This window comes from Yersinia fenwicki, from assembly GCF_043099325.1.
Classification (GTDB): Bacteria; Pseudomonadota; Gammaproteobacteria; order Enterobacterales; family Enterobacteriaceae; genus Yersinia.
Genome location: NZ_CP170755.1, coordinates 3,983,787 through 3,996,925, shown reverse-complemented (window position 1 = coordinate 3,996,925; position 13,139 = coordinate 3,983,787). Strand labels below are relative to the sequence as shown.

Genomic DNA, 13,139 nt, shown 5'->3' with positions numbered 1-13,139 from the left:
TCCTTCTTGAAAATAGTATCACTCTCCTAACGGTGGCTCATCTTGTTGATACTTCTTTCCACTATCGCCCCTTTTTGGGCTGGAAACGTTATTCTATTGGCGCTGTTTTCCGAGGCTTTTTGAGTTTTAAATAACGTGAGAGTCAGGTTTCCAGTGGATCAACACTCATAACCTGCGCAATTAATCTCTCTCCTTTTGGCCAATGACACAACAGCGTATTTGCCAATGTTGAAGAGGCTAATCCTGACTCTCGAGAAAGCGCCGCTATTGTTGTACCACGCTTTTTCAACGCCGCGATAAGAACTGCCGCGTGCCAGTCTTATTTATTCATAGCGTTTATCTCTCCATGTGATTTGTTTGAGTGGTTACCCTATTTTGGGATTATCTTGGTAACGACAGATATTCAGTTCCGACAATCTAAAAGGAATTGGACAAATGGTTTCTATATTCAGATAAATACCAGTCGTTGATCAAGGTGTTGCGTAACCAGCTGGTTGCTAAAGGTATTACTCAAGAGAGTCTTACTGCTCTGTCATCTCCAGTCTTTTATCGCCAAAGTAGAAAATGGTGAAAGACCCTTAGATGTGGTGGGATTTGTGCATATTGCCGGGTTGCTGGGAGGTGCAACAGAGGATGTGCTTGGAAAGAGAGAGTCATTCGATTGTGCTACGTTGGATGTATATTAAAGCAGCTTGTATATTTAAAAATTAATACGGGAAGAGACTGTGGTTTGGAGGAGACCTCCTAAGCCATCATTTCAAGGCAGGGAAAATGGCATCAGAATATTTCTTACTCAAACAGATTGAACAACTTCTAGTCGGTATAAATAACTCTTACTGGTCATTGGCTCATCATGACCCACTTGTTGAAACGGAACGTTTGAAAATATTAACTCAGCATTATAATGGGCATATTAGAGAAAAAGCCGTGCTGTGCCTGGGGCTAATGAGAGAAATATCAGCTCTACCTGAGTTAATTATGCGTGCAAATGATTGGGCTGAGCCAGTGCGTCGGGCTGCAAGACAAAGTATCCGACGGTTGCTAACTGCTGAGAATGCCATACAGTTTAGAGAGAACTTGCCAGGCTTCATTGGGTTACTCAATTGTTCTCGCGATAATCACCCAATTTTGGTAGATGAGATCCTAAATTTTCTGTCTCGGCCGGATAATAAGCGTGTATTATTTGACGGTTTATTTTCAATTAATAAAAATGTAGCGAGATTATCGTTAAATATATTGATTGAGCGTGAACTCTTTCCTCAACAACAAATATTTCATGAGGCTATGCGGCATAGTGACCCATTGGTAAGAATTATGGCAGCTGAGTATCAGTTGAGAGAGGCTCAGCAGATTGACGAGGGAACAATTAATACTCTTCTGAAGGATTCATTTGCTCCGATAAAGCAAATAACGTTGCAATATATCACTGACAATAAATTATTAATATCATGCTCTCAGCTCTCAATATTACTGTTTGATAGAAATGCACTGGTTCGCCAAAGATCGGGAAGATTGCTTATGGAACAATGTATTGATCCTAAAACTATTTATCTTGATACTTTCTATGCCCCTGGTAGTCGGGTCTCTAAAAGAAAAATAGCGCTTTTGGGTTTGGATGAACATCATTATAAAAATATAATAGAAATTGCTGAAGGTAGTATAGATGAGCGTTATTCGAGTCTTTACATTAACGCCTTGAAAATACTTATTCGACATAAAACTGATAATGCGCGTATTATCTTATTTAGTGCACTTACTCATTCATCTATTATCATAGCCAAAGCCGCAGTAAAGATATTTTTCCGACAAAAAATATATCTAACTCTCGCCGAGTTGCAAATTTGTCTGAAGAAATCGCCTTCAACAGCGCATGTTTCGTTATATTACTCTTTAGCACGTAAACTTAATAAATGGGATTGGATTATATTTATATTAGATAATGCTGATGCGGGTAATAGCCAATTAACGCAAGAACATATTTATAATTGGATAAATTACTTCAATCGCTCATGGATTGAGCCTCATACAAAACAGAAAGATAAAATATGCCAACTTATTGATGAGAAACCAGATGTTATGAAAAACCACACCAATATTTTAAGCTTTTTCTGTTCCACTCATCAATAACGATAAAGTCTGGCGGGTGAGTATACCCGCCCTCCTTGTAACAGAACAATAAAGGTGATATTAGGATAAGGAGTGTTGGATGGTACTAGTCTAACTACAATTTTAATCATTAATTTCGCAGAGATTTATATACATACGCATGAAATAATATGGCGATGCTATTTTTAAAGTATATAAACAAATTCAATATACTAACAGAACTGTCATCTTAAATAATAACTAATACGTTATAAAATATAATTTTATCTGTTAATGAATAATAGAATACTCAGTTATTAATAGCTCGAGTGGCTTGGCAACTGTTTATGTTGTGAGAGTTATACGATTGTTCGATTAGTGGTTAAAGGGATTTAATTTATCTGAATAACAAAGGGATATTTTATGATGATCAAAACAGAAGACTATCCGTTAAGTCGAGTACCACAGGATAAAAAATTGTCATTTTTCAGTGTTGCTATTGTTTATATGGGGGCGCTGACTTCGTTGGATCAATTTATGCTTGGTGCTGTGCTGGGTAATTCCATGACGTTAACCGATGCTTTCACCGCACTTTTTATCGCCACCGTAATATTTTGTGTGGTGACATATGGCCTTGGGATAGCTGGCATGCGTGAAGGAGTTTCTGGTAGCTTGTTGGCGCGTTGGTGTGGCTTTGGACGCTTAGGAGCCGCGTTGGTCGGCATAGTTGTCGCAGTCAGTTTGCTCGGTTGGTTTGGCATACAGAATGCAATTTTCGCTAAATCCCTGGATTTTGCTTTAGGCCATAAACTGGGCTTTAATTTGGCTGCAATTTTATCAGGTGGCCTGCTGACAATAATGGTCGCCTTTGGTTTCAAGGCACTGCGCATAGCCGCGAGAGTTGCCGTTCCGATATTTATTTTACTGGTGGCTTATATCTCCTTTAAAATTCTAACTGGAAATAATATTTATGATATCAGTCAGTTGACAGCGGTAGGCAATACACTGTCTATCGGTGAGGGTATCACTATCGTGATGGGTGGGGCCATCATGGCGAGCTTAGTTACCCCTGATCTGACACGTTATTCTAAAAATGATAAGCATGTGTTGGGTGTAATATTTATTGGCATTATCGTTGGGAAATGTACGGTCAATGGCTTGGCTATTCTGATTGCTAAGACACTGGGTACGGCAGATGTTGTCAGTATTATGTCTCAAGCCGTGGGAATCACCGGCCTGCTGGTCGTTGTATTCTCTACCTTGAAGGTCAATGACCTCAACCTGTACTGTTCATCACTGGGTATTGTTAATGCAGTCGAAGGGCTCACCCGTAAGAAACTGAAATATCTCTCAACGACGTTGGTTATTGGTGGGCTGGGAACCACGCTTTCCGTGCTGGGTATCCTGGATAGATTTGTAGATTTCTTAACTGTGCTGGGAGTGGTGCTTCCACCCATTATCGGCATCATGCTGACGGATTATTATGTATTGCGTTCCCATCGAAAAGTGCTTGATAAGAGTCGGTTGGAAGGGAAACTCCCTGATGAAACCCAAACTCCAGTTATTGGTTGGGTTGCGATTATTTCCAGCATTGTCGGTAGTATGGTCGGAGTGGTGACTGAGTGGGGTATCCCTACCATCAATTCATTGCTTGCTGCCAGCTTGATATATTGGCTGATTAAAGTGGCCGTTAATCGTAATCAAAAACTAGTTGGATCGGAAAAAGCGATTTAATAATTGGTGAATATTACGAACACTCTCCCTAGGGGGAGTGTTATCAATCCCCATTCATCATGCTTCATTCATACCCTTTTTCCTCCATACCTGGCATAGTTAACCTAATCAATAAGGCGACTCACTTATTCTGGATGGCGATGCATGGCAGCAGCAAATCACTGGACACGGGATCAACTGTTAGTTGCCTTTACATTGTATAGTCAAATTCCCTTTGGCAAATTGCACTCCAAGAATCCTGATATTATTTATTACGCCGCGTTAATTGGTAGAACGCCGTCGGCATTGGCGATGAAATTAGTTAATTTTGCCAGCTTGGATCCATTTATTATCGATTCGGGTCGAAAAGGGCTCAGTGGAGCGTCTAATACAGATCGCGCCTTGTGGTCGGAAATGAACGAAAATACTGATGATTTTGAGCGGCAATGCCAACAGGTGATGAGCCAGTTAGAAATACCCGTGACCAAGCTATTTGATAGTGGTATTAAAGATTTCAGTGGTAAAGAAAGGACTACTATTATTAAGGCGCGGGTGGGTCAGCAGCTATTTCGTAAAAACGTATTACAAGTTTATGAGGGCCGCTGCTGTATTACTGAGTTAGAAGAACCGGCATTATTAATTGCCAGCCATATCCGCCCCTGGAGTCAGGGTGCAGAGCATCGGCTTAATCCCAGTAATGGCCTCTGCTTGTCGAGCTTGCATGACCGGGCTTTTGATCAGGGATTAATAACCTTTAATGAACATCTGGAAATGGTGTTATCTCCCCAGATCAAAAAACTTAAAAGCAGTATCAGTGAAGAGAATTTCGTTAAGTATGAAGGGCGAAAACTGCGGTTACCGGTACAGTTTTTCCCCGATGAAGGGCAAATGGCCTATCACCGTCAGAATATTTTCTTAAGCGGCAAATAAAAACCGATGAAAATATTACTCTTTATCCAATCCAAACTTTGCCATTCTGCTCAACCCGGCAGCGCACGTCATCATTAATTGGTACGTTGTATGGGCTGTTCATCTGAAGCCGAAAGTACATTTCTTTCATGTTGATGGCTTTCTCGAACTTGACCTTGGTCTGTGGTTTCAATGTGGTGTAGTCAGGGAAGGCTGACAGTTTCCAAACTTCGTGATAGCAAATGTCTGCCACTTGTTTGTCACTGGGAAAGATGTTGGCGTCAGCTTTAAACATTACAGCAGTCAGTAGTATGGCGCATCCTGTTGCGAACTTTGTGTTCATCATTCACTCTTCAATTAATTCTCATAATACTGACGATATTATCCCTGCTGGCTATTATAGCTGTACTCAGACTGCTGACAAACCTCAACAACTCGATTTTGACAGGTAGAAGAGTAAAACGTCCGCGCCAAGGATGGCGCGGGTCGAGCCCATAGGAAGGGTTTACGGCGTCTTTACGATCTGCCTGTTTTCACCGCTACGGGTACTTTGTTATCAACCTCAGTGCAACCCTAAGCTGCGCTCAACCATTTTTCATGCTGTTATTTCAACAAGAATGACTGGCCCTGTTTCAGCACTAAATCGCAGGCTTTGGTTTTAATCTTTTCTGTAATTTGTTCGCTACCCAGGTTGTTCAGATTCAGGCTTTTCCCTTCACCGGTTTTCAGCAACCCACCAAGGCCTTCCTGGTAGTCTTGGCTCTTGGCATTTTCAGTGCTGGTGATCCCCAGTTTACTCATCAATTGATCTTTAATCGCCGTAGTGCCGTTGGCAGAGAGCACATTATTTTGAACGCAATACTGCAAAATACCGGCCGCATTAGTCATGGTGCTGGCGCTCAGGGCTTTATCGCTGCCATTGAGTAAACCGGTTAATGATGACAGTGAAGATGAGCTGTCACCTGATTTACTGTATTGATCTGCTGCGCTTTTTACTGAGTCTAATAAGCTATTTGCGCTAGCAGTATCGGCCAGCAATGTGCTGGAGAAAGCGAAAGCCAGCATCAGGCGATGAGTTGTATTCATAGAAATTCCTGTTTTACGGTGGGTGCCACGGTACTGGGTCGTCATACCGAAATCATTATCTTCGGCGCTAAGAATAACTCAATATATTCATTTTTATGATAAGTGTTATCTGATATTAACCCCTTCAATCATCTTGAACTTTAAATTTACCGTGTTGCTCGAACCCGCCAAATTGCTGTGCGGCATAAGCTGACATTTTGCTGCCACTGTGCCCCACGCCAGGTAAAATCGTAAATTGCCAGTTAAACGGCATTTTATTGTGCCTGGCTTGTTGTTCAGCAGCCATAAAATAGGCTTTAGCGCGCTGTAAACGGCTATCTCCCTGAGCCAGGGCTTGAGGAGAACGTCGCAGCAATGGGTGATTAGGATGATTATCTTTGCCGCCAACGACGATAAGTATTGGTAAGGCAAAATAGTGGGCTAATTGTTGCTGGCTGACTGCAATCGGGACGTTATCTAAACCATATGGCCACGGGGTTTGGGGGGGTGGCATTGTCCACCAACCGGCCGCCGCGCAAATAGCCGCTTTGACTTTTGTCTCGGGCATCAAAGTCAGCATGCGGTGGACAAACTGGCAGCCAGCACTATTGCCAAACAAGTAATAGTTTTTTTGTTGGGTAATTCCCTGTTTTTGTATTTCTGTAAATAGACTGTCGATGACCGAAAAAGCCCATTCTTTCTGCGGATTCAGTTTTCTGGTCTTGGGATTGATTATGTTGCCCAGATTATAGCCATCACTACCGGGATAATCTTGTTGGTTAAAATACGGTGCAATCACAATCAGTTTGTTTTTCCTGGCGTTTTCTATCCAGTCATCACGGTATTTATCGGCATCGCGGCTCAATCCCGTCAGCACAAATACGATTGGCGTGTGGGCATTCGCATCCGGCGGCTGATAGCTGAACACTTCAATTTTTTTAGTCGATTGCGGCACAGTAAAATCAAAACTTCCACTGCCAGTCGGTAGCCCAGCGGCATCGGTTGTCGGACAATTGAAGAGCAGGGTACTCAACAGCACTAAGATATTTTTCATGCAGAATATCCGTCAGAATGATTAAAAAATCATAGCGCAAATTGGGGGGCATATTCAGCGGGGAAAAAGAAAGGGCAGCGTGGGAGAATAACTGCCCCTATCGGTTAAGGCATCAGACCAATAAAGGTCGTTTTCTTGCGCGGGCCGGTCATCAAACCCTCTAGCTCTTCAACACACCTGAGGTAATGAGGCGTTTTCTTATGCGCCGCGACTGCGGCTTCATCGACATAGGCTTCATAGATATAAAAACGTGTTGGGATCGATTCATTCTGCAAAACATCGAAGCGTAAATTCCCCGGTTCCAGGATAGATCCCTGATGATTTGCACGGAAAACTTCAATAAATTGCTCAACTTTGTCTTCTTTTACATTAATTTCGACGAGGGTGACATGCATACCGTTCTCCTTATCACAGAAGGTCTCCTTGTCAGAGCGGGTCAGTCAACGGTCAGTTGACTCAGCCTTTTTCATGTAAAAACAGCTTATACGCTGTTTCTGCATTCTCATTTTTATGCACCACGGCATGAACTGCTTTCAACATGGCAATAGGGGCTTCTGATTGGAAGATATTGCGACCCATATCCACCCCAGATGCGCCTTGATCAATTGCTTGATAACACATTTCCAGCGCATCCCTTTCAGGGAGTTTTTTGCCGCCGGCAATCACGATAGGTACTGGGCAACCGGCAGCAATACGTTCAAAGCCACTGTCGACATAATAGGTTTTGATCACCTGGGCGCCCATTTCAGCTGCGATACGGGTCGCCAGTGAGAAGTAACGCTGATCGCGCGCCATATCTTTACCTACGCCAGTCACCGCCATAGTTGGCATGCCGTAGCGAACACCCTGATCGACCAACTGGATGATGTTCTTGATGGATTGATGCTCGTGCTCGGTACCGATATAGACCTGAGCCGCGACGGCACAGGAGTTGAGCCGCAGGGCATCTTCCATCGCTACCGCCACCGCCTCATTGGATAAATCAGTCAAAATTGAGTTTGCCCCAGATGCGCGCAGTACTACTGGGCGATTGGCTGCGGCGGGCACGATGCTACGCAAAATACCACGGGTACACATTAAGACATCGGCATATTCAAACAGCGGGGCGATGTTGATATCAATTCGCTCCAAACCGGTGGTTGGCCCCTGAAAATAGCCGTGGTCAAATGCCAGCATCACCGTGCGGTTGGTTTTTGGATTAAAAATCCGCGCCAGACGTGATTGCATCCCCCAATCCAGCGAACCGCAGCCTTTAAGTGTAAATGCAGGGTTCTGCTGTGGTACGCCAATACCGAAATCTTTACCGTCTTTGATATCATCTAAATCAGCCATCTGTCATAACTCCCTTAGGTCTGTTCAAGCCCGCCAGTGAGACGGGCCGCCGAGATTAGAAATCGTATTTATCGATGTTTTCTTTAGTGAAGATGACCCGCTGTGGCAGTAACACAATGCCGCTGCCTTTAGCTTCATGGTCATAGCCCTGAACACGGTTTGGTGCGACTTCAACCACGCCTATGTTCGGGATATCAATTTTATCGCCAACATTCAGGTCACCTTTTTTCAGCATTTCATTGGCGACATAGACTGAGATCTTGCCTTGGTTAACCACATCCCACAGGCCGAACTCTTTGACCGTGCCGCGCTCCACATAAGGGCGCATCACATTCGGAGTGCTGAAACCGACGATAGCCACATTGTCGCGTTTGAGGTTTTCCGCTGCCTGTGCCGCAGCGGGCAGGGCGTTGGCATCTGGGGCAATAATCGCATCGAGATCGCTATAGGCTTTCAAGATACCTTCAGCGGTTTGCAGTGATTTAGTGGCGTCGTTATAGCCAAATTGGGTGGTGACAATTTCCCAGCCGGGATGTTCTTGCTGGATTTTTTTCTTCGCTTCATTTACCCATTGGTTCTGGTCGGTCACCGTCGGGCTGGAATAGAAGAACGCCACTTTGGCTTTATCTTTTTTCACCTGATTTGCTGCCATATCGACCAGCATTGACCCCAATTGATTCGGGGTTCCCTGGTTGATATACACCGAGCGACATTCGGGTTTGGTATCAGAGTCCCACGTCAGAATTTTGACGCCCCGCTGCATCGCACGTTTCAGTGCCGGACACAAGCCATCAGGCGAAACCGCAGAGACTACAATGGCGTTATAGCCCTGATTGACGAAGTTATTGATTAATTGTACCTGGCCGGAAACACTGGGCTCGGTCGGGCCATCATAGGTGACATCCACACCCAGCTCTTTACCGGCATCGACGGCACCTTTGCCGCCACTGGTGAAGAAGCCAACCCCGACCAATTTTGGAATAAATGCGATGCGTTCTGCCGCTTGCACGGCATGTATAGAGCTAAAAGTGATACAGGCAAATCCGAGGGCACAAACCAGCGCCAGTTTTTTTAATCTTGGTATTTTCATGGCTATCTCCGATATGGGTAGAGAGGTGTTGGCAATTTTTTATAAAAAAGAGCAGGTTAAACCACGGTATTTCTGCGACGTTGCAGCCATTCATAAATCAAATGCCGGTGCAGGCTGATGGAACGCCCGACCACCACCAGAATCAGTAAGGCACCAGACAGCGCGCTGGATATCTGGTTTGGTGTACCAATCATTTGCAGGCCTTGTTGCAAGTAACCCACCAGTAGAACTGCCAGAGCCGTACCGAGAATGGAGCCGGAGCCGCCATAAATATTGGCCCCTCCCAATACTACGGCGGTGATAGCGGGCATCAGGAATGATGCTCCTAAGTCAGATCGTGCCGAGCCAAAGTAAGAAACCAGCAGGACGGCGGCAATGGCGGAGGCCATGCCGGTCAAGGCGTACAAGAGGCATAAAGTGCGTGCGACGGGCAGGGCGCTGTATCGTGCCACTCGGCTATTTTGCCCGATAAGAAAGACGTTACGGCCACTGTGGGTGCGGTGCATCAGCAACCAGAACAGCAATACGCAGACCATAAAGATCACCAGCGGCACCGGCAGGCCGAACAGAGTTTGGTTGGCAAAATCGGTAAAAGCGGTCGGGAAACCACCAATTCCTTCATAACCGGTTGCGCCGGAAATGCCGGATAACAACAGCGCACTGCCGCCAAACAAGTACATGGTGCCGAGGGTGATGACCAGCGGGTTGACGCCGGTATACAGAATGAGCCCGGCATTAATCAGCCCACACAGTGCGCCAACCATTACGGTCAGTGGGATGGCGATGCTCATTGGCACGCCGGCCTGAAACATCACGCCAAGGAATATTGAGCACAACCCAATGGTGGAACCAAATGAGATATCGATCCCACCACTGACAATCACCATCGTTAGCGGCAGAGCGACGATACCGATGCAGATAAAATCACTGGTGCTGAACAGCAGCACATTGATATCCAACATGCGCGAGTTGGATAAACCAAATAGGCCGATCTCTAGTACCAACAGTGCAGCCAGAGCCAGTTCCCATCCATAACGGCGATATATATTCATCGCGCCACCTCTTTCTTAGTGAATGACTTACCATTAGGCGCTTTGCTATCAGGTGTCTTTGACGGGGCGGCGGCGGATTTTTTATCACTCGCAGCAGGACGAGCGGTAAAGCGAGCATATTTTTGCTGGCGGATATTGCGCTCGACGGCGCATCGCAGGCGACCATCGAACACCAGTACACCCAGTAACACCAAACCGGCGATAAAATCATTCCACCATGCCGGTAGGCGCAGCAGCACCAGCACGCTGTCGATTTGTGTCAGTAAATAAGCTCCGAGGATCGCGCCGATAATGGTGCCGGTGCCGCCGAGCAAGCTGATCCCGCCGAGCACACAAGCGGCAATGGCTTTCATTTCCAGGCCGCTGCCGGTCTGATTGGGGATAAAACCAATTTGTGAGGCAAAGACTATCCCGGCCAGAGCCGCCATCACGCCATTCATGGAGAAAGCAAAAATACGAATGCTATCAGTGCGAATTCCCAATTGGCGTGCGCCCTGCAAGTTATCACCGGTAGCATAGAAGCTGCGGCCAAAGGCGGTTTTGCCCAGCAGCAAGGCCATGGCGACAATCAGCAACATAATCAGCCAGCCAATGGGAGAGATAGAAAACAGAATTGGTGTTGATAAACTTTTCAGATCCGCTGGTAATCCTTCGATCCATTTGCCGCCGGTCAGCAACAGCATCAGGCCGCGATACAACCCCAGCGTACCGAGTGTGGCGACAATGGCCGGAATGCGCAGCCAAGTCACCAGAATGCCATTAAAGAAGCCCGCCCCCATGCCAACCAATAGTGCAAACAGGCAGGATAGCGCCAGCCCAAAACCGGCGTTGAGCGCCATGCCGACCGTCACTGCACTTAAGCCGGTGATCGAACCAACAGAGACGTCGATATTGCGGGTTAGCATCACCATAGTGGCCCCGATCGCCAGCAGGATTAGGATCTGCGCGCTGCTAAAGATCATGGTGAAAGTTTGCAAATTGAAGTAATTACGGTCGATCACGCCGAGTAGGGCAAATAAGGCGAGGATCGCCAGCAGAGCTGTGCCTTCGCGATTGTTCTGAATAAATTTCAACATGATGCGCCCTCATTTTCAGCAGACTGATGGGCCTCGGTATGATGTTCACCGAAAGCTGTCTGTTCACCAAAAGCCAGGTGCATAATGGTGTCGACATTCATAGCACTGCCCTCCAGCGCGCCACTGATTTCCCCCTGGTGCATCACCAACACGCGATCCGCCATTTGCACCACTTCTTCCAGATCAGATGAGATAAAAATGATCGCCACATGTTGAGCTGCGATGCTACGGATCAATTGATAAATATCGCTGCGGGCAGATACATCTACGCCACGGGTCGGTTCATCAATAATCAGTAGTAGCGGGTTAGCCTCCAGACATTTGGCAATCAGCAGCTTTTGCTGATTACCGCCGGATAAGGTGCGAACCGGCTGTTCGAGGTGACTAAATTTGATGTTTAACGCGCGGCGATAGCGCTCCAGGATGGCTGCTTCCTGCGCTGGATGAGTCCATATCCCCTGGTTACCTTGAGTGAGCGAATAGACATTCCAGCTCAATGGGGCGTCGAGATAGAGGCCGGAAGCCTGCCGGTCTTCCGGCAGATAAACCAGGCCGGTAGCCAGCCGATTGACGGTTTTCATCGCGGTGATGTCGCACTCTTCCAACATGACTTTGCCCCCGCTGGTAGGCCGCAAACCATAGAGCGTTTCGGCTAATTCTGTTCTTCCTGCGCCAACCACCCCCGCCAGGCCAAGAATTTCACCGGCGCGTACCTCAAAAGAGATATGAGCAAAACCTTCGCCACTCAGGTCGGACACTTGTATCACCGGTTGATTGGACTGCGCCCGAGCCTGAGAACGGCGATTGCCCGGCAACTCTAGCCATAACTTCTGGGTATCCGTTAGCTCACTGTTTTTGGCTTGTGGGGTAATGGCCTGAATAATGGTGTCAGTTGAGAAGTCGTTAGTGGCACCACTCAGCGCAATCCCGCCATCGCGCATCACACTGACCCAATCGGCTAGTTGGCGAATTTCAGGGAGTTTGTGGGAGATAAAAACCACCCCAACCCCTTGTTGTAATAACATTTTTATTTGGCTGAATAAGCGATTGGTTTCCGCTGGTGTTAGCGAGGCGGTGGGTTCATCAAGAATCAAAATTCGCGAGTCACGCATTAAGCCGCGCATGATCTCGACTAATTGTTGGTCAGCAACATCCAGCGAACCGGCATTGACTGCCAAATCCAAGTGGCAGCCTAAACTTTGCAGCAGCTGTGCCATCTTCTTCTTGTCTGCTTGATGCTTTGGCAAACGGAACAGAATATTTTCCTGAACCGACAAATTAGCAAATAGCATTGGCTCCTGCGGCACCAGATAAATACCGAGCTGGTGGGCCTTGGCAGGAGTGAGGTTAAGGCAGGGTTGCCCATCTATTTCAATAGTGCCGCTGTCGGGGGGAAGCACTCCGGCAATGATCTTCATCAGCGTTGATTTACCCGCCCCGTTGCCTCCCAATAGCGCGTGGACCTGACCCGGTTGCAGAGTAAAGTCGATACTTTTCAATACCACTACGCCGGAAAACTGTTTGCTGATGCCGCGCACTTGAAGCAGCGGTGGCGGTGAGGCTTTAGTGTGAGGCATTATCGTCCCCGTAATGAACAAAAATAATTTAAAATTAAAAGTGTTCAAAAAAGATAGCTGTATAATCCTATTTGCGGCGTAATCAAGATCACAATTTTGTGAATAAAAAAATTTAAATTAAAATATGTTCAAATGTGTGGTTTAAGCTGTTAGCGTAGTTATCTATTAAGATTTAACATTCATGAC

General features: G+C 46.2%; 12 protein-coding genes and 2 pseudogenes. 4 read left to right on the top strand and 10 right to left on the bottom strand.

Annotation, left to right across the window (positions count from 1 at the left end; all coding sequences use genetic code 11):
* Positions 1–142: 142 nt before the first annotated feature.
* Positions 143–319: pseudogene (locus tag ACF3VQ_RS18095) on the bottom strand (helix-turn-helix domain-containing protein); the annotation flags it as partial.
* 108 nt (positions 320–427) lie between these two features.
* Here ACF3VQ_RS18095 and ACF3VQ_RS18090 point away from each other — a divergent pair.
* From ACF3VQ_RS18090 to ACF3VQ_RS18075, 4 genes and pseudogenes are all read left to right on the top strand, one after another.
* Positions 428–686 (top strand): annotated as a pseudogene (locus tag ACF3VQ_RS18090) (XRE family transcriptional regulator).
* Positions 687–771: 85 nt separating this feature from the next.
* Positions 772–2,127, top strand: coding sequence for a HEAT repeat domain-containing protein (locus ACF3VQ_RS18085; protein WP_392432416.1), 1,356 nt, complete (start codon positions 772–774; stop codon positions 2,125–2,127).
* A 384-nt stretch (positions 2,128–2,511) separates the two neighbouring features.
* Entirely contained in the window at positions 2,512–3,819 is a 1,308-nt protein-coding gene (locus ACF3VQ_RS18080; RefSeq protein WP_392435674.1) for a cytosine permease, read from the top strand.
* A gap of 144 nt (positions 3,820–3,963) precedes the next feature.
* Positions 3,964–4,728, top strand: a complete 765-nt coding sequence (locus tag ACF3VQ_RS18075) for an HNH endonuclease (RefSeq protein ID WP_392432415.1) — start codon at positions 3,964–3,966, stop codon at positions 4,726–4,728.
* Between the two features lie 22 nt (positions 4,729–4,750).
* Here ACF3VQ_RS18075 and ACF3VQ_RS18070 read toward each other — a convergent pair whose 3' ends face one another.
* The 9 genes from ACF3VQ_RS18070 to lsrA all read right to left on the bottom strand — a co-directional run bounded on the left by ACF3VQ_RS18070 (position 4,751) and on the right by lsrA (position 12,953).
* Positions 4,751–5,053 (bottom strand): hypothetical protein, encoded by a 303-nt coding sequence (locus tag ACF3VQ_RS18070; protein ID WP_392432414.1) that lies wholly within the window; start codon positions 5,051–5,053, stop codon positions 4,751–4,753.
* A 257-nt stretch (positions 5,054–5,310) separates the two neighbouring features.
* On the bottom strand, positions 5,311–5,793 hold the full coding sequence (locus ACF3VQ_RS18065; protein WP_392432413.1) for a DUF2501 domain-containing protein: 483 nt from the start codon (positions 5,791–5,793) through the stop codon (positions 5,311–5,313).
* 124 nt (positions 5,794–5,917) lie between these two features.
* A complete protein-coding gene (locus ACF3VQ_RS18060; protein ID WP_392432412.1) occupies positions 5,918–6,826 on the bottom strand; it encodes a hypothetical protein in 909 nt (302 codons plus the stop codon).
* A gap of 104 nt (positions 6,827–6,930) precedes the next feature.
* Positions 6,931–7,221 carry a (4S)-4-hydroxy-5-phosphonooxypentane-2,3-dione isomerase gene (gene lsrG / locus ACF3VQ_RS18055; RefSeq protein ID WP_392432411.1) on the bottom strand — a complete coding sequence of 97 codons (291 nt, stop codon included), beginning with the start codon at positions 7,219–7,221 and terminating at the stop codon, positions 6,931–6,933.
* A gap of 61 nt (positions 7,222–7,282) precedes the next feature.
* The gene (lsrF, locus tag ACF3VQ_RS18050; protein ID WP_019080627.1) at positions 7,283–8,158 is read right to left on the bottom strand and encodes a 3-hydroxy-5-phosphonooxypentane-2,4-dione thiolase; all 876 of its coding nucleotides are present in this window, start codon (positions 8,156–8,158) and stop codon (positions 7,283–7,285) included.
* Positions 8,159–8,213: 55 nt separating this feature from the next.
* Positions 8,214–9,248, bottom strand: a complete 1,035-nt coding sequence (gene lsrB / locus ACF3VQ_RS18045) for an autoinducer 2 ABC transporter substrate-binding protein LsrB (RefSeq protein WP_392432410.1) — start codon at positions 9,246–9,248, stop codon at positions 8,214–8,216.
* Between the two features lie 56 nt (positions 9,249–9,304).
* The gene (lsrD, locus tag ACF3VQ_RS18040; RefSeq protein WP_392432409.1) at positions 9,305–10,300 is read right to left on the bottom strand and encodes an autoinducer 2 ABC transporter permease LsrD; all 996 of its coding nucleotides are present in this window, start codon (positions 10,298–10,300) and stop codon (positions 9,305–9,307) included.
* Positions 10,297–11,376: an autoinducer 2 ABC transporter permease LsrC gene (gene lsrC, locus ACF3VQ_RS18035; protein WP_392432408.1), complete on the bottom strand. Its 1,080-nt coding sequence runs from the start codon at positions 11,374–11,376 to the stop codon at positions 10,297–10,299. Before lsrC ends, lsrD begins: the two co-directional genes overlap by 4 nt.
* Positions 11,370–12,953: an autoinducer 2 ABC transporter ATP-binding protein LsrA gene (lsrA, locus tag ACF3VQ_RS18030; protein ID WP_392432407.1), complete on the bottom strand. Its 1,584-nt coding sequence runs from the start codon at positions 12,951–12,953 to the stop codon at positions 11,370–11,372. Before lsrA ends, lsrC begins: the two co-directional genes overlap by 7 nt.
* Positions 12,954–13,139 lie beyond the last annotated feature (186 nt).

Coding starts and splice junctions, on each gene's coding strand:
- ACF3VQ_RS18085 (WP_392432416.1), top strand. CDS start 772: ATGGCATCAGAATATTTCTTACTCAAACAGATTGAACAACTTCTAGTC.
- ACF3VQ_RS18080 (WP_392435674.1), top strand. CDS start 2,512: ATGATCAAAACAGAAGACTATCCGTTAAGTCGAGTACCACAGGATAAA.
- ACF3VQ_RS18075 (WP_392432415.1), top strand. CDS start 3,964: ATGGCAGCAGCAAATCACTGGACACGGGATCAACTGTTAGTTGCCTTT.
- ACF3VQ_RS18070 (WP_392432414.1), bottom strand. CDS start 5,053: ATGATGAACACAAAGTTCGCAACAGGATGCGCCATACTACTGACTGCT.
- ACF3VQ_RS18065 (WP_392432413.1), bottom strand. CDS start 5,793: ATGAATACAACTCATCGCCTGATGCTGGCTTTCGCTTTCTCCAGCACA.
- ACF3VQ_RS18060 (WP_392432412.1), bottom strand. CDS start 6,826: ATGAAAAATATCTTAGTGCTGTTGAGTACCCTGCTCTTCAATTGTCCG.
- lsrG (WP_392432411.1), bottom strand. CDS start 7,221: ATGCATGTCACCCTCGTCGAAATTAATGTAAAAGAAGACAAAGTTGAG.
- lsrF (WP_019080627.1), bottom strand. CDS start 8,158: ATGGCTGATTTAGATGATATCAAAGACGGTAAAGATTTCGGTATTGGC.
- lsrB (WP_392432410.1), bottom strand. CDS start 9,248: ATGAAAATACCAAGATTAAAAAAACTGGCGCTGGTTTGTGCCCTCGGA.
- lsrD (WP_392432409.1), bottom strand. CDS start 10,300: ATGAATATATATCGCCGTTATGGATGGGAACTGGCTCTGGCTGCACTG.
- lsrC (WP_392432408.1), bottom strand. CDS start 11,376: ATGTTGAAATTTATTCAGAACAATCGCGAAGGCACAGCTCTGCTGGCG.
- lsrA (WP_392432407.1), bottom strand. CDS start 12,953: ATGCCTCACACTAAAGCCTCACCGCCACCGCTGCTTCAAGTGCGCGGC.